Source organism: Shinella zoogloeoides (genome assembly GCF_003574625.1).
GTDB lineage: Bacteria > Pseudomonadota > Alphaproteobacteria > Rhizobiales > Rhizobiaceae > Shinella > Shinella zoogloeoides_A.
On record NZ_QNUJ01000013.1, the window covers coordinates 38,965 to 60,681 of the forward strand.

General features: G+C 63.2%; 19 protein-coding genes and 2 pseudogenes. 12 read left to right on the plus strand and 9 right to left on the minus strand.

What is annotated here, in order from left to right; translation table 11 throughout:
• Positions 1-28: 28 nt before the first annotated feature.
• From plsY to DSD28_RS22505, 3 genes and pseudogenes are all read left to right on the plus strand, one after another.
• The gene (gene plsY / locus DSD28_RS22495) at positions 29-673 is read left to right on the plus strand and encodes a glycerol-3-phosphate 1-O-acyltransferase PlsY (RefSeq protein ID WP_119258670.1); all 645 of its coding nucleotides are present in this window, start codon (positions 29-31) and stop codon (positions 671-673) included.
• A 2-nt stretch (positions 674-675) separates the two neighbouring features.
• Positions 676-1,230: pseudogene (locus DSD28_RS22500) on the plus strand (DNA-processing protein DprA); the annotation flags it as partial.
• A 170-nt stretch (positions 1,231-1,400) separates the two neighbouring features.
• A complete protein-coding gene (locus DSD28_RS22505; RefSeq protein ID WP_119258672.1) occupies positions 1,401-3,095 on the plus strand; it encodes an AAA family ATPase in 1,695 nt (564 codons plus the stop codon).
• A gap of 123 nt (positions 3,096-3,218) precedes the next feature.
• On the opposite strand, the gene DSD28_RS22510 is transcribed toward DSD28_RS22505, so the two are convergent.
• The 6 genes from DSD28_RS22510 to DSD28_RS22535 form a co-directional block, all read right to left on the minus strand.
• On the minus strand, positions 3,219-3,836 hold the full coding sequence (locus DSD28_RS22510) for a hypothetical protein (RefSeq protein WP_119258673.1): 618 nt from the start codon (positions 3,834-3,836) through the stop codon (positions 3,219-3,221).
• A gap of 210 nt (positions 3,837-4,046) precedes the next feature.
• A complete protein-coding gene (locus tag DSD28_RS22515; RefSeq protein ID WP_119258674.1) occupies positions 4,047-4,727 on the minus strand; it encodes a hypothetical protein in 681 nt (226 codons plus the stop codon).
• A gap of 54 nt (positions 4,728-4,781) precedes the next feature.
• Positions 4,782-5,291, minus strand: a complete 510-nt coding sequence (locus DSD28_RS22520; RefSeq protein WP_119258675.1) for a virion core protein, T7 gp14 family — start codon at positions 5,289-5,291, stop codon at positions 4,782-4,784.
• Positions 5,267-5,767 carry a hypothetical protein gene (locus tag DSD28_RS22525; protein WP_119258676.1) on the minus strand — a complete coding sequence of 167 codons (501 nt, stop codon included), beginning with the start codon at positions 5,765-5,767 and terminating at the stop codon, positions 5,267-5,269. Before DSD28_RS22525 ends, DSD28_RS22520 begins: the two co-directional genes overlap by 25 nt.
• A gap of 2 nt (positions 5,768-5,769) precedes the next feature.
• Complete coding sequence (locus DSD28_RS22530; protein ID WP_205536229.1) at positions 5,770-6,198, minus strand: hypothetical protein; 429 nt, start codon at positions 6,196-6,198, stop codon at positions 5,770-5,772.
• 892 nt (positions 6,199-7,090) lie between these two features.
• Entirely contained in the window at positions 7,091-8,500 is a 1,410-nt protein-coding gene (locus tag DSD28_RS22535; RefSeq protein ID WP_432430876.1) for a recombinase family protein, read from the minus strand.
• A 191-nt stretch (positions 8,501-8,691) separates the two neighbouring features.
• On the opposite strand from DSD28_RS22535, the pseudogene DSD28_RS22540 reads away from it, so the two are divergent.
• Positions 8,692-9,294, plus strand: a pseudogene (locus tag DSD28_RS22540) (DNA-processing protein DprA); the annotation flags it as partial.
• Here the strand turns inward: DSD28_RS22540 and DSD28_RS22545 are convergent.
• Entirely contained in the window at positions 9,226-9,480 is a 255-nt protein-coding gene (locus DSD28_RS22545; RefSeq protein ID WP_119258679.1) for a hypothetical protein, read from the minus strand. The pseudogene DSD28_RS22540 and the gene DSD28_RS22545 overlap by 69 nt on opposite strands.
• Before the next feature lie 259 nt (positions 9,481-9,739).
• On the opposite strand from DSD28_RS22545, the gene topA reads away from it, so the two are divergent.
• The 6 genes from topA to rpmG all read left to right on the plus strand — a co-directional run bounded on the left by topA (position 9,740) and on the right by rpmG (position 17,372).
• On the plus strand, positions 9,740-12,397 hold the full coding sequence (gene topA / locus DSD28_RS22550; protein WP_119258680.1) for a type I DNA topoisomerase: 2,658 nt from the start codon (positions 9,740-9,742) through the stop codon (positions 12,395-12,397).
• A gap of 4 nt (positions 12,398-12,401) precedes the next feature.
• Positions 12,402-14,753 (plus strand): ribonuclease R, encoded by a 2,352-nt coding sequence (gene rnr, locus DSD28_RS22555; RefSeq protein ID WP_119258681.1) that lies wholly within the window; start codon positions 12,402-12,404, stop codon positions 14,751-14,753.
• 29 nt (positions 14,754-14,782) lie between these two features.
• Entirely contained in the window at positions 14,783-15,253 is a 471-nt protein-coding gene (locus DSD28_RS22560; protein WP_119258682.1) for a DUF983 domain-containing protein, read from the plus strand.
• Positions 15,250-15,912 carry a hydrolase gene (locus DSD28_RS22565; RefSeq protein ID WP_119258683.1) on the plus strand — a complete coding sequence of 221 codons (663 nt, stop codon included), beginning with the start codon at positions 15,250-15,252 and terminating at the stop codon, positions 15,910-15,912. Before DSD28_RS22560 ends, DSD28_RS22565 begins: the two co-directional genes overlap by 4 nt.
• Before the next feature lie 13 nt (positions 15,913-15,925).
• Positions 15,926-17,110 carry an MFS transporter gene (locus DSD28_RS22570; protein ID WP_119258684.1) on the plus strand — a complete coding sequence of 395 codons (1,185 nt, stop codon included), beginning with the start codon at positions 15,926-15,928 and terminating at the stop codon, positions 17,108-17,110.
• 94 nt (positions 17,111-17,204) lie between these two features.
• The gene (gene rpmG / locus DSD28_RS22575) at positions 17,205-17,372 is read left to right on the plus strand and encodes a 50S ribosomal protein L33 (RefSeq protein ID WP_003547442.1); all 168 of its coding nucleotides are present in this window, start codon (positions 17,205-17,207) and stop codon (positions 17,370-17,372) included.
• Between the two features lie 649 nt (positions 17,373-18,021).
• On the opposite strand, the gene DSD28_RS22580 is transcribed toward rpmG, so the two are convergent.
• On the minus strand, positions 18,022-19,389 hold the full coding sequence (locus DSD28_RS22580) for a PleD family two-component system response regulator (protein WP_119258685.1): 1,368 nt from the start codon (positions 19,387-19,389) through the stop codon (positions 18,022-18,024).
• Between the two features lie 7 nt (positions 19,390-19,396).
• Positions 19,397-19,768 (minus strand): response regulator, encoded by a 372-nt coding sequence (locus DSD28_RS22585; protein WP_119258686.1) that lies wholly within the window; start codon positions 19,766-19,768, stop codon positions 19,397-19,399.
• A gap of 141 nt (positions 19,769-19,909) precedes the next feature.
• Between DSD28_RS22585 and DSD28_RS22590 the strand changes: the two genes are divergently transcribed.
• Positions 19,910-20,209 (plus strand): DUF3572 domain-containing protein, encoded by a 300-nt coding sequence (locus DSD28_RS22590; RefSeq protein WP_119258687.1) that lies wholly within the window; start codon positions 19,910-19,912, stop codon positions 20,207-20,209.
• A gap of 123 nt (positions 20,210-20,332) precedes the next feature.
• Complete coding sequence (locus DSD28_RS22595) at positions 20,333-21,679, plus strand: DNA polymerase IV (RefSeq protein ID WP_119258797.1); 1,347 nt, start codon at positions 20,333-20,335, stop codon at positions 21,677-21,679.
• Positions 21,680-21,717 lie beyond the last annotated feature (38 nt).

The window sequence follows — 21,717 nt, forward strand, 5'->3', positions numbered from 1 at the left end:
AGGAGGGGGTCAGGGGCAGAGCGGTTCCATGGAAAGAGACGTCTCGGGGGAGAACACAGTGTCCGACATCTTCACCTGGCAGCTCGGCGCCTTGCCGACGCTGGCCGCCCTCGCCTTCGGCTATCTTCTCGGCTCCATCCCCTTCGGCCTGATCCTCACCCGCATGGCCGGGCTCGGCGACGTGCGCGCCATCGGCTCCGGCAATATCGGCGCGACGAACGTCCTGCGCACCGGCAACAAGAAACTCGCCGCCGCAACGCTGCTGCTCGACGCGCTGAAAGGCACGGCGGCGGCGGCCGTCGCCTCGCGCTGGGGGCTCGATGCCGGCATCGCGGCGGGCCTTGCCGCCTTTCTCGGCCATCTCTTTCCCGTCTGGCTCGGCTTCAAGGGCGGCAAGGGCGTCGCGACCTATGTCGGCGTGCTGCTCGGCCTCGTGCCGGTCATGGTCGCGGTCTTCGCCGCGGTCTGGATCGGCATGGCCTATCTCACCCGCTATTCGTCGCTCTCGGCCCTGGTTGCAACTGCCGTATCTCCGGTTGTATTGTGGTTCCTCGGTCACGAGAAGGTGGCGCTGCTCTTCGCCGTTCTCACCGTGATCACCTGGTGGAAGCATCGGGCCAATATCGGCCGCCTGATGAACGGCACCGAAAGCAGGATCGGCAGCAAGGGATAGCCATGGACGACCGCAGCGCAAGGACAAGAGGAATTGCGCTGACGGAACGACAGAGGATCGCCTGGCTGCGGCTGATCCGCAGCGACAATGTCGGGCCGGTCACCTTCCGCGAACTCATCAATCATTTCGGCAGCGCCGAGACGGCGCTGGAAATGCTGCCGGAACTCTCCCGCCGCGGCGGGGCCTCGCGCAGCATCCGCGTCGCCGGCCGGGCCGAGGCGGAACGGGAGCTGGAGATCGCCGAGCGGCACGGCGCCGGCTTCGTCGGCATCGGCGAGCCGGACTATCCGCCGCTCCTGCGCCAGATCGACGGCGCGCCGCCGCTTCTCGCCGTCAAGGGCAACCGCAAGGTCACGGCGGCGCCGGCCGTCGGCATCGTCGGCGCGCGCAACGCCTCGATCTCCGGCATCAAGTTCGCCAGCCTCGTCGCGCGGGAGGTCGGCCGCACCGGCTATGTCATCGTGTCGGGCCTTGCGCGCGGCATCGATACGGCGGCCCACCGCGCCAGCCTTTCCACCGGCACCATCGCCGCCATGGCCGGCGGGCTCGACAAGCCGTGACATACAGTACACAAAATCTTAGACGTGGAGTTTCTTCCCACACCCTTGAGTTTTAAATCTGCCCCTGAGATATCTCCAAAGGATCACATAGGGACACGATTTTGGCTAAGTTTCTTCACGCGCTGTCGCTTCAATTTTATCGCGGTATAGGACCGCAAGAGCAGCGAATGGCTGGCTTTCAGGACTTCAACTTCTTCATCGGCGCGAACAATGCGGGAAAATCGATTGTCTTGAACTTTCTTGCGCACCGCGTAGCGCAAGGCCGCAAAGGCCTCGATGCAAACTCGGTCGAGAGTTACAGGGGGCGTACTACAGGCTCGATGGCCTATTCGATAGGCATTCCCAAAGCGACATTTTTTACCGTCGCAACTGATCAACTGCCGCAAGGCCATCGTGACGAGTTCACGCGAGGCTTGGTGGAAAAGATTGTTAGCAGAATTAGCAAGAACGACCACGTTTGGGTTGCGACTGCCGAAGGTCGTGGTCACCTTGAGTATGCTGATACCACCGACGTCCTTGACCTATTTCACGAGCGTGAATGGCGAGCAATCTGGAGATTACTAACACGGCAAAGCGGCGGCAGCCTTGAAGGGGATTGCATACCGGGGACTCTAGGGAGCCTGATGCGGCCTCAAAAGATTCAGTTACCAGAAATACGGCTCATCCCGGCAAAGCGCGTGATCGGCCCGAAAGACGAGAAGTTTGAAGACCTAAGTGGGCGAGGCTTGATAGATCGGCTGGTAGAAATCCAAAGCCCCGATCATCACAGTTACGAGCACGACCGGGAGCAGTTCGCCAAAATCAATCGGTTTCTGCAAAGCGTTACGGATCGCCCCGACGCTCGGATCGAAATTCCTCATAATCGGAGCGCCATCCTGGTCCACATGGACAACAAGGTTCTCCCCTTAGAGTCTCTGGGAACGGGCATCCATGAAGTGGTTATGATCGCGGCGTTCTCTACAATTCACGAAAACTGCATCATGTGCATTGAGGAGCCGGAGATACACCTGCATCCGATCCTCCAGCGAAAACTCGTGCGATATCTTCAGGAGAACACAAGCAACCAATACTTCATCGCCACACACTCGGCCGCTTTCATCGACACCCCAGGGGCGGCGGTCTTCCACGTAAGCAATGATGGTTCCCAGACCTACATTCGCGGGACGCAATTGCGTTCCGAGAAATATCAGGTTTGCGCCGATCTTGGATATAAGGCCTCGGATATCCTTCAGTCGAACGCTGTTGTATGGGTAGAAGGGCCGTCTGATCGCATTTACCTAAAAAAGTGGATTGCGACACTGGATGCTGACCTCATCGAAGGGGTCCACTACTCAATCATGTTCTACGGCGGTCGCCTCCTCAGTCACCTCAGCGGGGAACCGGAAGCCCTGGAGGATTTCATCCAGTTACGCTCGCTCAACAGAAACTCAGCTATAGTCATAGACAGCGACAAGACAGGGCCTAAAGCCGCCATCAATTCCACCAAGGAGCGCTTGCAGGAGGAGTTCTCGAAGGACAGCGGCCTCGCCTGGATCACCAAGGGCCGCGAGATTGAGAACTACGTTGATCACACGGCACTCCAGACGGCGGTACAGGAACTAAACGCGGACGCCTACGATAAGCCGTCGGATGGTGGCCCATACGATCACGCCCTCTACTTCCTCAGGAACCAACCCAAGAAGCGCCGCAAGGAAACCAGTGAACCGGAAACTCTCCTGGAGACCAGCGTGGACAAGGTGGCGGTTGCTCGCAAGTTGTGCGAGGGAGAGCTATCGCTGGACGTGCTGGACCTCAGGGAACGCGCTACCGCGCTCGTGAACTTCATTCGCGAAGCAAATCACTTGAGACCGTTGAAGGGCTAGCATTCCGCCCGACTTTCACTGCGGGTATAGGCAGACCCCTAGCGTCCTCCAGGGGGACGGACAGGCGGCGCTGGCTGAGGGGGCGCAGATGGAACGCCGCCGCCCGGCGTAGGCCGGTTCGCGCTATTCACTGGTAGTCTCGGGGCTGGCTTGTGCGTCGGCAGGCCCTTCTGTTCCCATGACTGTGGCATCTGTGTCTTTTCGTTCATTGGCACCTTCCATATTGTAGTAGGCGTGTATCGATAAGAGCACTACTCCCGCGCAAAACAGCGATAAAGCCAAGAAGTTTAAGCTGTAGGTCGCCGTCCGATACCGATTGCCGATTTCATAAGGGGCACCTTTTTCGACGCGATCCGCAATCTTCTCCAGTTCCCTCTCAGCGTCCTTCGTTCCCGTCCAATATGACGAAATATTCGACACAATAGAGAGGCCGAATGCAAGCCAGCTGAGCACTAGCAACTGGGTAAATCCAGATGACCCGGCACTAATCTTGTCCACATTTGCTATTGATATCGCCAGTGCCCCACCGCTCACTGCGAGCACGGACCTGTCAAATGTCCGGTACTGGTCGTTTCGAAGCTCCAGCGTGCTCTTCCAGTGTTCGAGGAGGCGTGCGGTTTCTTGCTCATCAGGCGATGCCTCTACGCTCGCACCCACCTGTTCGTCTGCTGGTATAGGAGTGACTTGTGCCGTCGTTTTGTGCTCAGAGTTCTGACTATCTACCACTTCTCGTTCCGCCAAAGTGCTTCTCCCAGAACAGCGAAAGCGGAACCACGGTCATCCCCAGGACCGACCCGCCCACCAAAGCCATAGTGCAAACTCTCCCATTTGCTTGAAGGTATCCATTGTTCACACACTCCTGACACAGAATAATCCAAGATTTTCCCCAGGGGACTACCGGGGTCGAAAAATGTGGGAAGGGACACAGTCCGGCTTTGCCGCTACGCGGCCTCATCCTTGATCCTCTTCGCCAGTCTCGCCAGCGTGGACGTGGAGACACCCGTTCCCGGCGACATCGACCGTGCCGAGGAAGAGCGCGTCGGTGACGATGTTCGACACCAGGGCCTTAGCAGTCGAGGTGAATTCATCGTCGTCCGGCTGGACCACCAGGATGTCAGGGACGACACCCGGGGCGATCTCGTTGAGGGCGTTGGCGAAGTTGTCCTCATCGGCAAACGTGAGCGAGCCCACACCGGCACCGATGGCGACACCGGCCCAACCGCCTGTGCCGATGGTGGCGGCGACGGCGGGGAGAGCCTGACCGGCCCCCTCCGCAATCACTTCCCCAACACTCTTATCCGTATCGAACTTCGGATCGAGGCGTTCGGCGTAGTCGCGGACGAGGTTCGCGCCGTCACCGAGGATGCTCTCGGGAAGCAGGTTCTCGGCAGCGATCGCTCCGGCGTTCATAGCGCCCTGCCCGATGTCCACGGCGATGCCGCCAGCGGTCCCCCAGAAGCCCGAGGAGCCTGGGTTGTCGATCATCTGCTGCACGAGGTCTTCGGGCTTGCCGGACAACCGGGCGAAGTCCTTGACCGCATCGGGGTACTTGTGGGGGTTAGCGCGGACACGCGCGAGGGTCTCAGCGGATGGGAGGTGAGTCCCATCCGGCTGTCGGATGAAGTTCTTCATGGTTTTCCTTGAATTGCACTTCAGGAGAATAGGCCCGAAGGCCCCCCTGAGAGATCAATTGAAGCGTCCTGCCGGTGTCTTGGCGGTGTTACCGGACGGGAAGTCGCCCAACGTGCCGTAACCGGACACGCCGGTTCCGGCGATGTTGAAGAAGGTCGACATCGGGCTAATCGCCTGCCGGTTGATGTCGTTCTGCGCCGTGATCTGGCTGCTCTTTCCGGCCATCACGTAGTTGGCATTGGCAGATGACTTGCGGTCCTTCGCGTTCTCGATGGACAAGGCGGTCTGACGGGATTGCTCGGCAACCCGCTGTCCTGCGGTGGCACCGCCCATCCCCTCGCCCATGGCGCGGACGGCGGAGGCGGTGCGGTCGCCCTCAAGCTGAGCCTGATAGCCCTCCTTGTTTGCGCCATCGATCTGGATCAGCCGCTCTTGCTCCTGAGCAGCATGCTCCAGCTTCGCTTGCCGAATGGACTGGTCCATGTTGGCGTCGGCGGCTTCAGCTTCGCCAATCGCGGAGGCGGCACCTGAGGCGATGCCTAGAATGAAGCCGGGATCGCACACTCAGCGCTCCTTTCGATCATAAATGGGCGGAATAGTTCCCCGCGAGGCCCCAAGGGCTTCTTCGGGAAGACCGTCGCGCCGATTGCGCGGAGCCAGCGGAGATAAAGGCGGTTGCTGGCATGGGTGAAGTTGACGAGGTATCGAAGCTGTGAGTTCTCCGCGAACCAACGGCGGATGACATTGCGGGTCTCTCGCACCAGCGGTGCGCGGAACCGGGAGACAGTCGAGGTGCCAACAGCCCATACTCCTGCCGTCGTCTCGTCCAGCGGAGCGAAGCCGAAGACCAGTATAGGTCGCCCGTCGTGTTCCACGATGCGGACCTCAGAGGACTCGGCTACGGCCATGGTGAGGCGGTCGCGGTAGTTCGAGTGGCCGGAAGCCGCCCGGAGCTCCCTCGCGTCGGCAGCGCGGAGATTGGCGGCGATGTAGTCGAGGTCATCCGGCTGGAGTTCGCGGATGAGGTAATGGGGGGCCATGTTTATGCGGCTACTCCCATTGTTGCGGTGGAGGCCGTGGAGAGGCGTTTGGGTTCGGAGCTACCCTTGCCTACCTCGCCCCCGTCTTGCGCGTCCTTGACGCCTACGGAGTCAGGGAATGCCTTATATCGGACGGGATGAAGGGAGCGGGTCTCGCTTTCGACCACGTTGGTCCCGGCCCATGCCGCCAGAGTCCGGTCGCGACGGAAGACAGGGATGAAGCCTTCCCGGTCCAACGCCTTGCGGATGATGTGGACGCGCTCCTGCGGGTCGTGGCCTTGCTCGATCAGCTTTCGGCAGATTACCGGGATAGGACTCTTGGTGGTCCCCTTCTTGTGCAAGTCGGAATGCCCTGCGGTGGTGTCGCCTTTAACATGGCGAGCGGCATACGAGCCGATGAGTTCGATTGTGATGGTGGTGGCGGTGTTCAAATCTGGATACCTTTGCCAGTGGTCGGGCGGTTGCCCGGCGAAAGTGCGCGTGGTGCCGAAGGCACGGTGACGCGATGGGACGCCCGGGGGTGAAGCCGGGGCGGATGGGGTGATGAGATGGCGGTGGATTGGTCGGCTGGAAAAGTCAGCCGTGGAGAGCCGCGAGGGCCTCTCGGGTGTCATCGGTCACGGAAGACGACGAACGCGATAAATCGCTCCTACCGCAACAGAAAGGGCGTAGGTCTGGTGGCGCTGGAGGATGCAAGATTGGGAGGGACACCAAGGATGCCGCCGAGATCAAGCAAAGCACACCGCCGGGAGGCCTGAGCGATCTACAAGGCAGCATCCTTGGACCGTATGTCGTGGGAGGGCGACTATGAAGAAGGAGATGGAAGGTTCACTGAAGGGAACCGGGAGGTACTCAGTGACACCCTAAGAAGAATACTTCTTCATAACCTTCATTAAAAACCAAAAGAAACCCTAAGTGTAACTTAGAGTTAGATAGGGTAGACTGAATACTAAACTCAGGTCAAGAGGATTTTGTCTCCAGCGAAGCAAATACCCTGTCTTCTCTGCCATCCAAACCCCATCGGTTGTTCGAAGTTTTTCGTTCGTATGTGCAGTATTGAGGGGGTAATGCCTGTCGTCTTTAGGATCACTGAGCATCATCGCCGGTCTCGGAGGGCAATCTACCGGCCACCTGCCGAACCCCGCTGAAACGCCGTCACCGCAACAGAACGAACGCGGGTCTGGTGGAGACGGAAGGTGGCCCCGTGGGTGAACCGGCGGGGGCCGAAAGGTGGCTCGGCGTGTACTATATGCAGGGGTAATTCCCACAGACCCGTGGATGTTCTCTATATGAGCACTTAATTCCGGGACTGCGGTTGTAGGCTCAGGTAGTATCGTCGCTCCGCTCAAAATCGCTATCGCCGCTGTAGTCGAAGACAAGATTGTGAGGAAGCCGCCGCCCCCTGAGGTGTACGTGGGCACCGTTTATGTCACCATCGATGTACGGTTCCATCACGATCTTGTCGACAACGGAAGCAATCAGATTCCTTAGGGCTGGCCTATCGTTCATCCGCATGGCCTGAGCCCCCTTCAACGCCGTCGCGATACCCGCCACCTGGGAAGCCGCCTCGCTCTCCGCAGCGGCATCTTCGGACAATTCAACCAGACGCGCCCTCAGGGCGTCAGCGTCCTTGGAGAGCTTGTCAGCGGCCATCCGAAACGAACGCTGGTTCTCCGGCGTTTCCGCCTCAATGGACATCTGGATGGCGTTCTCTCGTCTAGCGTTCAGCGCCTCCAGGCGCTCCACCAGGGCGTCCCGCTCGCTTGGCTCGGGGCTGCTCCCAGGTGCCTCAACGGACCTCGCCAGGATGCCCCCGAGTCCCCCGACGAACTTCTCTTCGAAGAAGTCATAAGGCCAGTTTCGAGCGGTGCACTCGTTCCGGGCTGTCGCCCTATGGGAGCAAACCGCATACCTGTACCGCTTCCATCCGCTGCTCGTGGTCGTGACGTTCATCGGCCCACCACACCCGCCACAGATGAGGAGCCGAGGAAAGAGATTGGCATCCGTTGATGCCTGGGGGTTCCGCCTCTGCCGCCGCGCCCGATTGCTGATGGCAAGCGAGGTGGTCTCTGAAATCAGAGCCGGGAAATAGTTCGGTTGCTCATGACCCTTGATCACCAAGGTTCCGTAGGCTTCCTTGGATTTGAGGACATCTTGAACCATGCTCCGTCCCCAGGTGCCCCCGCGAGAACTCGGGATGCCCTTCTCGTTGATAAGGCGGGTGATTGCACTAGCGCCATACCCCGCCGCCGCAAGCCTGAAAATCTCACGGGCATCATCGGCACGGGCGTTGAACTCCTGGGTGTCCCTGTCGATCCAGAACGGCACCTTGCTTATCGGCACACGTTCGCCGGAGGCAATGCGGCTAATTCTGTTGCTCCAGGACTCTTTCAGCCGGACACTCTTCTTCCGGCTCTCGTCATGCGCAAGTTGCATGCTGACAAGTGAGGGGACCAGGAGCATCGGGTTTTCGCGGTACTTCGCGTCAGTGTGGATCGCCTCGTCCTGGAGGGTGACGATGATCAGGCCTGTCTTGAGAACCTCCAGGAAAATCGGCAAGACGTCCATCGGGTTCAACCGGGAGAAGCGGTCCATGTTCTCAATGAGAAGCACGAGATCGGCGGAGAGAGCGCCGGAGCGGATGCCGTTCAGGAACGCCCCAAGACCGGCCTCAAGGTTGCTCCCGGAAAACGCGCTAACACCCTCATCGACAATCTGGCGATCAAGCACCATCCCGGCCTTTGCCGCATACTCGGTGGCAATCTTGGTCTGGCGAGCGGACGAACTCCCACGCGATTGACGCCCTGAGGACCACCGGGCATAGGACACGGCGGTTTTGCCGGATAGCTCTGAGATATGCATGAGGTCACCTCGCGAAGCACTGAGACCTCAGCGATAGCGCTTTGTGTACTGTCTTTCAAGGCAAGCCGTATCCGCCGGAAAACATCGGCCTGCTGGAGGAACTGACGGACGGACAGGGCCTTGCCGTCAGCGAAATGCCCTTCGGCTGGGAGCCGCGGGCGCGGGACTTTCCCCGCCGCAACCGGCTGATCGCCGGCATGGCGCTCGGGCTGGTGGTCGTGGAGGCGGCGGTGCGCTCCGGCTCGCTGATCACGGCGCGCAACGCGGCCGATTTCGGCCGGCTGGTCTTCGCGGTGCCCGGCTCGCCGCTCGATCCGCGCTGCGAAGGCACCAACGGCCTGCTCAAGGACGGCGCGACCATCACCACGACGCCGGAGGATGTGCTGGAGGCCCTGCGGCCGCTGTCGGAGCCGGACCTCTTCACCCCCCGCCCCGGCGCCGGCGAGCCGGCGGAGGACGCCGCGCCCGGCCTGCGGCTGCCGCCGAGCGACGGGGAGCGTGACCGTATCGCGGATGCGCTGAGCCAAGTGCCCGCCGAGATCGACGAGATCATCCGCCACACCGGCATTCCGGCCGCGACGGTCTATCTCGTCCTTCTAGAACTTGACCTTGCCGGCCGGCTTCAGCGGCATGTCGGCGGCGGCGTCTCGCTGAACCTTGAATGACAGCGGGCGCAACCCCGCCAGGATATCGCCCGCCTCCATATAGGCCATCTCGATGAAATAGCGCAGGACGTCCGCACCCTCGTTGTTCACGACGGTGCGCAACTCGCCCAGCATCTGGCGGCTGTAGGCGATGTTCTCCTCTGCCGTATGCGGCGGAAGCGCAGGTCTGGTGGGTTTCGAGTTCATGGCTTTCCCGTTGTGCCTACGTTTCGGAATCACCGAAAGGTTGCAATTCCTCTCCCTAGGAAACGATACAACGATTATTTATAATTGCAACACCACAATAATCTCGTATTGGTTGCATCTCGTTGCATTCGACTAATTTCAACCCTACCTCTTGACCCGAACGCTTTCCCTGTTCATGTCGAGACACGACTTTCCGGCGGATAAACGCCCTTTCGCCGCGCATCCAACCCTGCGGCGCCCGGTATCAGAGAAAATGACGATGAATGTTGTAGTTGTGGAATCGCCCGCCAAGGCCAAGACGATCAACAAGTATCTCGGCCCCGGCTACAAGGTGCTCGCCTCCTTCGGCCATGTGCGCGACCTGCCGGCCAAGGACGGCTCCGTGCGCCCGGACGAGGACTTCGAAATGTCCTGGGAAGTCGACAGCGCATCCGCCAAGCGCATCAAGGACATCGCCGACGCGATGAAGTCCTCCGACGGCCTCATTCTCGCGACCGACCCGGATCGCGAGGGAGAAGCCATTTCCTGGCACGTTCTGGACGTACTCAAGAAGAAGAAGGTGATCGGCGACAAGCCGGTCAAGCGCGTCGTCTTCAACGCCATCACCAAATCGGCCGTGCTCGATGCCATGCGCAACCCGCGCGACATCGACATCTCGCTGGTGGATGCCTATCTCGCCCGCCGCGCGCTCGATTATCTCGTCGGCTTCAACCTGTCGCCGGTGCTCTGGCGCAAGCTGCCGGGCGCGCGCTCGGCCGGCCGCGTGCAGTCGGTCGCATTGCGTCTCGTCTGCGACCGCGAGTCCGAGATCGAGCGCTTCGTCTCGGAAGAATACTGGAACCTCTCCGCGCTCCTGAAGACCCCGCGCGGCGACGAGTTCGAGGCGCGCCTCGTCTCGGCCGAAGGCAAGCGCCTGCAGGCGAAATCCATCGGCAACGGCGAGGAGGCGAACCGCCTCAAGGCCCTGCTCGACGGCGCGGCCTACCGCGTCGAGAGCGTCGAGGCCAAGCCGACGAAGCGCAACCCGGCCCCGCCCTTCACCACTTCCACGCTCCAGCAGGCCGCCTCCTCCAAGCTCGGCTTCTCGGCCTCGCGCACCATGCAGGTCGCGCAGCGGCTCTATGAAGGCATCGACATCGGCGGCGAGACGGTCGGTCTCATCACCTATATGCGTACCGACGGCGTGCAGATGGCGCCGGAGGCGATCGACGCGGCCCGCAAGGCCGTCGGCGAGCAGTTCGGTGCGCGCTACGTGCCGGAAAAGCCCCGCTTCTACTCCACCAAGGCGAAGAACGCGCAGGAAGCCCACGAGGCGATCCGTCCCACCTCCTTCGACCGCACGCCGGACCAGGTGCGCCGCTATCTCGATCCCGACCAGCTTCGCCTCTACGACCTCGTCTGGAAGCGCGGCATCGCGAGCCAGATGGCCTCCGCCGAGATCGAGCGCACCACCGTCGAGATCGAGGCCGACAATGGCGGCCGCAAGGCGGGCCTGCGCGCCACCGGCTCGGTCATCCGCTTCGACGGCTTCATCGCCGCCTATACGGACCAGAAGGAAGACGGCGAGCAGCCGGACGAGGGCGACGAGGACGGCCGCCTGCCGGAGATCAACGCCCAGGAAAAGCTCGACAAGCAGAAGGTGAACGCCACGCAGCACTTCACCGAACCGCCGCCGCGCTATTCCGAAGCCTCCCTCATCAAGAAGATGGAAGAGCTCGGCATCGGCCGCCCGTCGACCTATGCCGCGACGCTGGCCACGCTGCGCGACCGCGAATATATCATCATCGACAAGCGCAAGCTGATCCCGGAGGCCAAGGGCCGGCTCGTCACCGCCTTCCTCGAAAGCTTCTTCACCCGCTATGTCGAATATGACTTCACGGCGGACCTCGAAGAGAAGCTCGACAAGATTTCGGCCGGCGAGCTCGACTGGAAGCAGGTTCTCCGCGACTTCTGGAAGGACTTCTTCGCCCAGATCGAGGATACCAAGGAGCTGCGCGTCACCAACGTTCTCGACGCGCTGAACGAGGAACTGGCGCCGCTCGTCTTCCCCAAGCGCGAGGACGGCAGCGATCCGCGTATCTGCCAGGTCTGCGGCACCGGCAAGCTCTCGCTCAAGCTCGGCAAGTTCGGCGCCTTCGTCGGCTGCTCGAACTATCCGGAATGCAACTATACCCGCCAGCTTTCCGCCGATGGCGGCGCGGATGCGGAGGCGGCCGCCTCCAACGAGCCGCAGAGCCTCGGCAAGGACCCGCATACCGGCGAGGAGATCACGCTGCGCAACGGCCGCTTCGGGCCCTATGTCCAGCGCGGCGACGGCAAGGAGGCCAAGCGCGCCAGCCTGCCGAAGGGCTGGACGCCGGCGAGCATCGACCACGAGAAGGCGCTCGCCCTGCTCTCGCTGCCGCGCGACATCGGCCAGCATCCTGAGACCGGCAAGATGATCTCGGCCGGCATCGGCCGCTACGGCCCGTTCCTGCTGCATGACGGCAGCTATGCCAATCTCGAGACCGTCGAGGACGTGTTCTCCATCGGCCTCAACCGCGCCGTGACCGTGATCGCCGACAAGCAGTCGAAGGGCCCGGGCCGCGGCCGCTCCGCACCGGCCGCGCTGAAGACGCTGGGCGACCACCCGGATGGCGGCGCGATCACCGTTCGCGACGGCAAGTACGGTCCCTATGTCAACTGGGGCAAGGTCAACGCCACCCTGCCCAAGGGCAAGGCCGCCGATAGCGTCACGCTGGAAGAGGCCCTGGTGCTGATTGCCGACAAGGCGGGCAAGATGCCGGCCAAGGGCAAGAAAGCCCCGGCGAAGGTCAAGACCACGAAAACGGCCAAGGCCGGCGAAACCAAGACGGCGAAGCCGAAGGCGAAGGCTGCGGCCAAGCCCAAGGCGGCCGCGAAGGCAAAGAAGGCGTGAGGCCATGACGAAGGAACCACGCAGCCGGGCAGGACACGAAAGACGGCCCGGCCGCGCGGGCCGTGACCTGCCGCCTGCCGACAATGCCCCGATCATCCACGGCGCCGTCCCGCCGCGCGACGTGCTGCTGCGCTTCATTGCCGAGCACCCAGAGCAGGCCTCCAAGCGTGAACTCGCCAAGGCCTTCGGCCTGAAGGGCGAGGCGCGTGTGGAACTGAAGGCGCTGCTGAAATCCTTCGAGGAAGACGGCCTCTTGGAAAAGCGCCGCAAGTCGCTGGTGCGGCCGGGCGCCCTGCCCCCCGTCACCGTTCTCGACATTACCACGCGCGACGTCGACGGCGAGCTGATCGGCCGCCCGGCCGAATGGCTCGACGATGCGGGCGTTGCGCCTGCCGTGCTGATCCGCCAGTCGAGCGGACCGCGCAAGGACAAGGCGCCGGTGGCCGGCCTCGGCGACCGGGTGCTGGCGAAGATCTTCCCCGCCAAGGAACGCGGCGGGCCGGCCTATACGGGCCGTGTCATCAAGGTCCTCGACAAGAAGAAGAATTCCGGCATGGGCGTCTTCCGCTCCATGACGGGCGGCGGCGGGCGCATCATGCCCATCGACCGGCGCGGCGAGGAGATGGAGGTCGACGCCGAGTTTACGGCGGGCGCCAAGGACGGCGACCTCGTGGAGATCGATGTCGTGCGCATGGGCCGCTATGGCCTGCCGCGCGCGCAGATCAAGGGCGTGGTCGGCTCCGTCGCCTCGGAAAAGGCGATCTCGATGATCGCCATCCACGCCCACGGCATTCCCTATATCTTTCCCGATGCCGTCATCCGCGAGGCGGAGGCTGCCGGTCCCGCCACCATGTCGCATCGCGAGGACTGGCGGAGCCTGCCGCTCATCACCATCGACCCCGCCGACGCCAAGGACCATGACGACGCGGTCTTCGCCGAGCCGGACACCTCGCCCGACAATCCGGGCGGCGTGATCGTCACGGTCGCCATTGCCGATGTCAGCTACTATGTCCGCCCGAAATCGGCGCTCGACCGCGAGGCGCTGAAGCGCGGCAACTCGGTCTATTTCCCGGACCGCGTGGTGCCGATGCTGCCGGAGCGCATCTCGAACGACCTCTGCTCGCTGAAGGAAGGCGTCGACCGCCCGGCGCTCGCCGTGCGCATGGTCTTCTCGCATGAGGGGCGGAAGGCGAGCCACACCTTCCACCGCATCATGATGAAGAGCGCGGCCAAGCTCTCCTACCAGCAGGCGCAGGCCGCCATCGACGGCGCGCCGGACGACAAGACCGGCCCGATCCTCGAAACGATCCTGAAGCCGCTCTGGCAGGCCTACCGCATCATGACGGTCGGCCGGAACCGTCGCCAGCCGCTCGAACTCGACATGCCGGAGCGCAAGATCCTCCTGAAGGAGGACGGCACCGTGGACCGGGTCGTCGTGCCGCCGCGGCTCGATGCGCACAAGCTCATCGAGGAGATGATGATCCAGGCCAACGTCGCGGCTGCCGAGACGCTGGAGAAGAAGAAACAGGCCCTCGTCTACCGCGTGCACGACGCCCCCTCGCTCGCCAAGCAGGAGGTGCTGCGCGAGTTCCTGCAGACGCTCGACATCTCGCTGGTCAAGGGCGGCAACATGCGCTCCAACCATTTCAACGGCATCCTCGCCAAGGCCAAGGACAAGCCGTTCGAGCAGATGGTCAATGAAATGGTGCTGCGCTCGCAGAGCCAGGCGATCTACAGCCCGGAGAATATCGGCCATTTCGGCCTGAACCTCATGAAATACGCCCATTTCACCTCGCCGATCCGCCGCTATGCGGACCTGATTGTGCACCGGGCGCTGGTCGGCTCGCTCGGCCTCGGCGAAGGCGGCATCACGCCGGACGAAGAAGCCGTGCTCGACGATATCGCGGCGGAAATCTCCACCTTCGAGCGCCGCGCCATGGCGGCCGAGCGCGATACGGTCGACCGGCTGATCGCCCATCACCTTGCCGGCCGCATCGGCGAGGAATTCGACGGCCGCGTTTCCGGCGTCACCAAGGCGGGACTTTTTGTCACCCTGCCGGAGTATGGCGCCGACGGTTTCGTGCCTATATCCCTGCTCGGACGCGACTACTACATCTACGACGAGGCCCATCAGGCGCTTTCCGGCGAAAAGACCGGGCTCGGCTACCGTCTCGGGGATGAAGTGCGTGTGAGGCTCGCGGAAGCGGTGCCGCTCGCCGGTTCGCTCCGGTTCGACGTGATCAGCGAGGGACGCAAGATGCCGACGGCGGTGCGCTCCTTCCACAAGTCGGGCCGGCGCAAGGCTGGCGCGCCGAGACGCCAGCCGGGCACGCGCCCGCCCCGCGGCAAACGCTAGGCCATACAGCGGCCGGCAGGAGACACGACATGCAGACGAACGAAACCGACGGCAGCACACAGCATTTCGGCGACATGCCGGCCACTGCCCCCGCCGAGCGCCCGCTCGGGCGCGCCATCAAGCGCGGCATGCTGAACCGCTGCCCGGCCTGCGGCACCGGCAAGCTTTTCCGCTCCTACGTCAAGCCGGTCGATCATTGCGCCGCCTGCGGCGAGGACTACACACACCAGCGCGCCGACGACCTGCCGCCCTATCTCGTCATCACCATCGTCGGCCATATCGTCGTCGGCGGCTACATGGCGACGGACCTCATCTGGCCGCTCAGCACCTGGCAGCACCTCGCGATCTGGACACCGATCACGCTCATCCTGTCCCTCCTCCTGCTGCAGCCCATCAAGGGCGGCGCCATCGGCCTGCAATGGGCGCTGAAGATGCACGGCTTCGGCGACAAGCGGGAGGAAGCGGAAGAATCGCCCGCCTACGGCGACAGAACCGCATGACTGCGGTCCGGCCCGTCGATGCAGCCTCCATCCTGCTTCTCGATCGGTCGGGCGGCGGAATACGCGTGCTGGTCGGCCGGCGCAGCAGCCGGCATGTCTTCATGCCGGACGTCTATGTCTTTCCCGGCGGTCGGCGCGATGCGACGGACCGCCTGGTTCCCGTCTCCGGTCCGCTGAACCCGCTCGCCTACGAGCGGCTTTCGCTGCGGACCGGCACGCGATGTTCCGATTCGCGCCTGCGCGCCCTCGGCGTGGCGGCGCTGCGCGAACTCTACGAGGAGGCCGGCATCGCCGTCGGCCGCCCGCTGGACGCCGTGGCCGGGGGCGACCTCCCCTTCCGGCCGGACCTTTCCAACCTGCGCTTCCTCGCCCGCGCCATCACGCCCGCCGGCATGGTGCGGCGTTTCGATACCCGCTTTTTCACGTTCTTCACCGACGAAGCCGGCATCGATCCGGCCGGCGCGACCGCAAGCCACGAGCTGGAAGACGTGCAATGGATCGATATTTTTGATCACGGGGGCATCGATATGCCCGACATAACCGTATTGATCCTTGAAGAGCTTCGAAAAAGCATTCAGGAAGACAAGTCTTTACCCTTCGGGAGAGCCGCACCGCTGTACTACACCCAGCGCGGGCGCTTCCTGCGGGACCTGCTTTGAGGATCGATTGCATATGACGCAGCCGCAATCCGGCACAACCGGCCCGGTGGAGCACATTCACCGGCGGTCTCTCATTGCAGCCATCGCGGCCATTTCCGCAGTCGGCATCGCCATGGGCCTCGGTCTCCCGCTGCTCTCCATCATCATGGAAAAGCGCGGCATCTCTTCCACGATGATCGGCATCAATTCCGCCATGGCCGGCATCGCCGCCATGGCCGCCGCGCCCTTCACGACGCGCCTTGCGCATGACTGGGGCACCTCCACGACCATGCTCGGCGCGATCCTGCTCGCCGCCGTCAGCGGCCTCGGCTTCTATTACATCGAGAATTTCTGGCTCTGGTTCCCGCTGCGCCTCGTCTTCCACGGCGCGACGACCATGCTCTTCATCCTCTCCGAGTTCTGGATCAACGCGGCGGCGCCGCCGCGCCGGCGCGGGCTGGTGCTCGGCATCTATGCGACCGTGCTGTCGCTCGGCTTTGCGACGGGCCCCCTCATCTTCTCTTTGATCGGCAGCGACGGGGTGCTGCCCTTCGCGCTCGGGGCCGCGATCATCCTGCTCGCCGCCGTTCCCATCTTCATCGCGCGCGGCGAGAGCCCGATCATCGACGAGAAGCCGGAGCTGCATTTCATGCGCTACATCCTTCTCGTGCCGACGGCGACGGCGGCGGTCTTCATCTTCGGCGCGGTGCAGGTGGGCGGGCTCTCGCTGCTGCCGATCTACGGCACGCGCGCCGGCTTCACCGAATCGCAGGCCGCCCTGCTGCTCACCGTCATGGGCATCGGCAACATGGCCTTCCAGATCCCGCTCGGCATGCTTTCCGACCGCATGCGGGACCGCCGGAGCCTCCTGACGATCATGGCCGCCATCGGCCTCGTCGGCGCGCTCTCGCTGCCCGTCATCTCGCACAACTGGCTGCTGATGGCGGCGGTGCTGCTCGTGTGGGGCGGCTGCGTGGCGGGCCTCTACACGATCGGCCTCAGCCATCTCGGCTCCCGCCTCACCGGCGCGGATCTCGCCGCCGCCAACGCCGCCTTCATCTTCTGCTATGCGGTCGGCACGGTGGTCGGGCCGCAGGCGATCGGCGCGGCGATGGATGTCGGCGGCAATGACGGCTTTGCCTGGGCGATCGTCGGTTTCTTCGGCCTTTACCTGGTACTTTCTCTGGTGCGGATGGTTTTCCGACCGAAACGGGCTTGACTTTTCGGGCGCGATTTGTAGTTTCCGGCCAGATTTAAAGCCGTGGAACAGAATGGCTGTCCGCGGCTTCGTTTTTCATAAAGGCAGGACGACCATGGCCAAGGCTACCACCATCAAGATCAAGCTGCTGTCGACGGCCGACACCGGTTTCTTCTACGTGACCACGAAGAACAGCCGTACGATGACGGACAAGATGACCAAGACCAAGTACGATCCGGTCGCCAAGAAGCACGTCGAATTCAAGGAAACCAAGATCAAGTGATCCTGGGAGCCCTTTGAGGTTCGCAAAGGCGCTGGACGGAAACGTCCGGCGCCTTTTCTTTTGCCCCCTCGCCTGCAACCTCCTGCAACCGCCCGAATCGAAACGCCGCCCCCGTTTCCGGGAGCGGCGTCGAAACGGGGGTCGGTCAGGCACGACGACGGCACGAGGATTCCGTTTATGTCGTAGCTGACCGACCGACCCCACGACCCAGGAGATGCGGCGGACCTAGCATCATGGGGTAACCGGTTGTGCGGGCTTGTTTCCCGCCTATGAGTTGAGCATCGCGCGAAAGAGAAAAAAAATCAACGAATTCTTAACGCTCGCGGACCGCGTCCTTGTCTCATAGTTAATCGCCGGGCCCTGTTTTGTTCCATCGAGCGGCAGTTTCGTCATGGAAGGCGACACAGCGACGGGCGGCCGATTCGATCGTGGCACGGGCAAATCCACAACCGAGGAAACCTGCCGCCCTCACACGGCCAGATTGCGGAATCTGCAAGCCGTTGATTAGCTTCATCAAAAATGAATCATACGGCATACGGCCAAAAACCTGCCGAGAGACGTCAAGTTAACATGCGTCCAGGAATGCCCGGCAACTGCCCGGAATCAAAGGTAAATGCCGGAAATGTGAATACCCCTGTGGAAAAGCCGCTCAGGCGGCCGCGGCCACAACCCGGTTGCGGCCCGAGCGCTTGGCCTCGTAGAGCGCGGCGTCGGCACGCTTCACCAGCGCCTCGGGGCTGTCCCCTTCCGGCAGGATCGAGGCGATGCCCATGGAGGCGGTGATCGGCAGGAAGACATCCGTGCCGGGAATGCGGAAGGGCTCCCGCTCGACGATCGCCCGCAGGCGCTCGGCGACGCCCGCCGCCATCTCGGCGGAGGTATCGGGCATGACCAGCACGAACTCCTCCCCGCCATAGCGGCAGGCAAGGTCCGCGCCGCGCACGGCCGAGCGCACGCGGCTGGCGAATTCGCGCAGCACGGCATCGCCGGCATCGTGGCCATAGGTGTCGTTGACCAGCTTGAAGCGGTCGATATCCGTCATGCAGACGGAGAGCGCGCGGCCGCGCGCGGTCGCGCGGTCGATCAGCAGCTTCATGTGGTTGTCGAGATAGCGGCGGTTGTGCAGGCCCGTCAGACCGTCGGTGACGGCGAGCTCGATGGTCTGGCGCACGCTGGCGCGCAGGCGGTCGTTGCAGCGCTTGCGGCGGATCTGGGTGAGGCTGCGGGCGATCAGCTCGTTGGGATCGATCGGGCGCACCAGATAGTCGGTGACGCCGAGATCCAGCGCCCGCACGACCATGTCGTCGTCGCCCTGCTCGGCGATCAGCAGGATCGGCAGGAAGCGCGTGCGCTCCAGCGAGCGAAGCTGCGAGCAGAGGCGCAGCGGATCGTAGTCCTCGAAATTGGCGTTGACGATCACCAGCTCGTAATTGCTCTCGGCCGCCTGGAAGAGCGCGGCCTGCGGGTCGGACATGCAGGTGACGTCGGCGATGGGCTTCAGCGCGCGGGCGATGCGCTCCTGCGAGGTGGCGCGGCCATCGACGAGCAGGACGTCGCCCGGCTCGTCGCCGAGATTGCTGTCCAGCCCGTCCTCGAGGGATATCGCGCGGGCCGTCGCGGCGCGCAGGCGCAGCTCGTCCGTCAGCGTCTTGAGGCGCACGAGGCTCTTGACGCGCGACATGAGCTGCAGGTCGTTGACCGGCTTGGTCAGGAAGTCGTCGGCGCCGGCCTTGAGGCCGCGCACGCGGTCGGAGGGCTGGTCGAGCGCCGTGACCATGACGACGGGAATATGGGCGGTGCGCGGATTGGCCTTCAGCCGCTCGCAGACCTCGAAGCCGTCGATGCCCGGCATCATGATGTCGAGGAGAATGAGGTCGACCTGGGTGCTTTCGCAGATGGACAGGGCCTCGTAGCCGTTCTCGGCCGTCAGCACGTCGAAATATTCCGCCAGGAGCCGCGCTTCGAGCAGCTTCACATTGGCCGGGATATCGTCGACGACGAGGATGCGCGCTGTCATGTCGGCCTCACGCGTCCCCGAGATAGGTCTTGATGGTCTCGATGAACTTCGGCACGGAGATCGGCTTGGAGACATAGGCCTCGCAGCCGCCCTGCCGGATCCGCTCCTCGTCGCCCTTCATCGCGAAGGCCGTGACGGCGATCACGGGGATGACGTGCAGCTCGTCGTCCTCCTTCAGCCACTTGGTGACCTCGAGGCCGGAGACTTCCGGGAGCTGGATGTCCATCAGGATCAGGTCGGGACGGTGCTTACGCGCGAGATCGAGGGCCTCCATCCCGTTCCGGGTCTGGATGGTCGCATAGCCGGATGCCTCGATGAGGTCCCGGAAGAGCTTCATGTTCAGCTCGTTGTCCTCGACAATCATGACCTGCTTGGGCATCGTGCGTCCCTGTTCCTCTCGCCGGCCTTGCAACCGTCCGGGAGATAGATAAGTTGCGGCGAAGCCGAAATCCCCCAGCCCGACCGCAGCCACGTTAGCGTCACTTGGTTGATGAAAAGGTAAATTTCCCGAAGGAAAAGGATGAAACGCCAAAAAGAAACACCCGCGCGCGAAGACGCGGATGCGACCGCCCTTTCCATCCTCGGCTGGCTGGCCGGAGAGCCGGAGCTCCTGTCGCGTTTCCTGGCGCTGACGGGTGTCGCCCCCGGCGAGGTCCGCAACGCGGTAAACGACCACGGCTTCCTTGCCGGCCTCGTCGATTTCCTCATGGAGCACGAGCCGACGCTTCTGGCTTTCAGCGCCGCGACGGGCATCCAGCCGGAGGCCGTCGTCCACGCCCATGCGGTCCTGTCCGGCCCCCATGGCGGCGGCGACTTCTGACAAGCCGGCCCCTGCGGGCCATCCTGCGCATGCCTGTGCATCGTCATGCGTTCAGCCCTTCTTCCCGTTGAGACTCGCGAATTTAGGCGGTAATGTCGCGATGTTCAATATTTGTTCCAGATCATGAGCACCGCCGACATGCGTTTTCCGGGCTTCTGCCGCGACTGCCTTGCCGGGCAGCCCGCGGGCCTGCGCCGCTGCCGGGCCTGCGGCAGCCCCCGCCTCCTCTATCACGGCGAGCTCTACGACCTGACGCTCGCCCATATCGACTGCGACGCCTTCTATGCGGCAATCGAGAAGCGCGATAATCCGGAACTCGCCGACAAGCCGGTGATCATCGGCGGCGGCAAGCGCGGCGTCGTCTCCACGGCCTGCTACATCGCGCGCATCCATGGCGTGCGCTCGGCCATGCCGATGTTCAAGGCACTGGAAGCCTGCCCGAACGCCGTCGTCATCAAGCCGGACATGGAAAAATACGTCAAGGTCGGCCGCGAAGTGCGCGCGATGATGCAGGAGCTGACGCCGCTCGTGCAGCCGATCTCCATCGATGAGGCGTTCCTGGAGCTGAAGGGCACCGAGCGGCTGCACCACGATCCCCCTGCCCGCGTGCTGGCACGTTTCACCCAGCGCGTGGAGAAGGAGATCGGCATCACCATTTCCGTCGGGCTCTCCTACTGCAAGTTCCTCGCCAAGGTCGCCTCGGACCTCAACAAGCCGCGCGGCTTTTCCATCATCGGCGCAGCGGAGGCGCTGGATTTCCTGCGCGACAAGCCGGTGCGGCTGATCTGGGGCGTCGGCAAGGCCTTTGCCGAGACGCTGGAGCGCGATGGCATCCGCAGCGTCGGCCAGCTCCAGGCTATGGAGGAGACCGACCTGATGCGCCGCTACGGCGTCATGGGCAAGCGGCTCTTCCACCTGTCGCGCGGGCAGGACGACCGCGAGGTGCATCCCAACGACCCGGCAAAAAGCGTTTCGGCCGAGACCACCTTCTTCGACGACATCTCGCGCTATGACGAACTCACCGCGCATCTGCGCCGGCTGAGCGAGAAGGTCGCCACGCGGCTGCGTAAATCCGGCATTGCCGGCCACACCGTCGTGCTCAAGCTGAAGACAGCGGACTTCAAGAGCCGCACGCGCAACCGCAAGCTCGAAGACCCGACCATGCTCGCCGACCGGATCTTCCGCACCGGCATGGAGCTCCTGCGCAAGGAGGCGGACGGCACGAAATACCGCCTGATCGGCATCGGCGTGAGCGATCTTGCCGATCCCGGCCGCGCCGATCCGCCCGATCTCGTCGATCCCGCCGCAACGCGCCGCGCGGCGGCGGAAGCCGCGATGAACACGCTGCGCGACAAGTTCGGCAAGGCGAGCGTGGAGACCGGCTATACGTTCGGCAAGAACGGCCCGGAGCGCTTTCACGGAAAGTTGACCGTCAAGACCTCGGGGAAAACCGGCGATCCCAGCGAATAAAACCCCGCCGGCCCGCGTCCTTCCCTGCATCGGGATGG

Coding starts and splice junctions, on each gene's coding strand:
- DSD28_RS22545 (WP_119258679.1), bottom strand. CDS start 9,480: ATGAACTCGAAACCCACCAGACCTGCGCTTCCGCCGCATACGGCAGAG.
- DSD28_RS22595 (WP_119258797.1), top strand. CDS start 20,333: ATGAGCACCGCCGACATGCGTTTTCCGGGCTTCTGCCGCGACTGCCTT.
- rpmG (WP_003547442.1), top strand. CDS start 17,205: ATGGCCAAGGCTACCACCATCAAGATCAAGCTGCTGTCGACGGCCGAC.
- DSD28_RS22505 (WP_119258672.1), top strand. CDS start 1,401: ATGGCTGGCTTTCAGGACTTCAACTTCTTCATCGGCGCGAACAATGCG.
- rnr (WP_119258681.1), top strand. CDS start 12,402: ATGACGAAGGAACCACGCAGCCGGGCAGGACACGAAAGACGGCCCGGC.
- DSD28_RS22535 (WP_432430876.1), bottom strand. CDS start 8,500: ATGGTGCTTGATCGCCAGATTGTCGATGAGGGTGTTAGCGCGTTTTCC.
- DSD28_RS22515 (WP_119258674.1), bottom strand. CDS start 4,727: ATGAAGAACTTCATCCGACAGCCGGATGGGACTCACCTCCCATCCGCT.
- DSD28_RS22560 (WP_119258682.1), top strand. CDS start 14,783: ATGCAGACGAACGAAACCGACGGCAGCACACAGCATTTCGGCGACATG.
- DSD28_RS22585 (WP_119258686.1), bottom strand. CDS start 19,768: ATGCCCAAGCAGGTCATGATTGTCGAGGACAACGAGCTGAACATGAAG.
- DSD28_RS22565 (WP_119258683.1), top strand. CDS start 15,250: ATGACTGCGGTCCGGCCCGTCGATGCAGCCTCCATCCTGCTTCTCGAT.
- DSD28_RS22590 (WP_119258687.1), top strand. CDS start 19,910: ATGAAACGCCAAAAAGAAACACCCGCGCGCGAAGACGCGGATGCGACC.
- DSD28_RS22570 (WP_119258684.1), top strand. CDS start 15,926: ATGACGCAGCCGCAATCCGGCACAACCGGCCCGGTGGAGCACATTCAC.
- DSD28_RS22525 (WP_119258676.1), bottom strand. CDS start 5,767: ATGGCCCCCCATTACCTCATCCGCGAACTCCAGCCGGATGACCTCGAC.
- plsY (WP_119258670.1), top strand. CDS start 29: ATGGAAAGAGACGTCTCGGGGGAGAACACAGTGTCCGACATCTTCACC.
- topA (WP_119258680.1), top strand. CDS start 9,740: ATGAATGTTGTAGTTGTGGAATCGCCCGCCAAGGCCAAGACGATCAAC.
- DSD28_RS22580 (WP_119258685.1), bottom strand. CDS start 19,389: ATGACAGCGCGCATCCTCGTCGTCGACGATATCCCGGCCAATGTGAAG.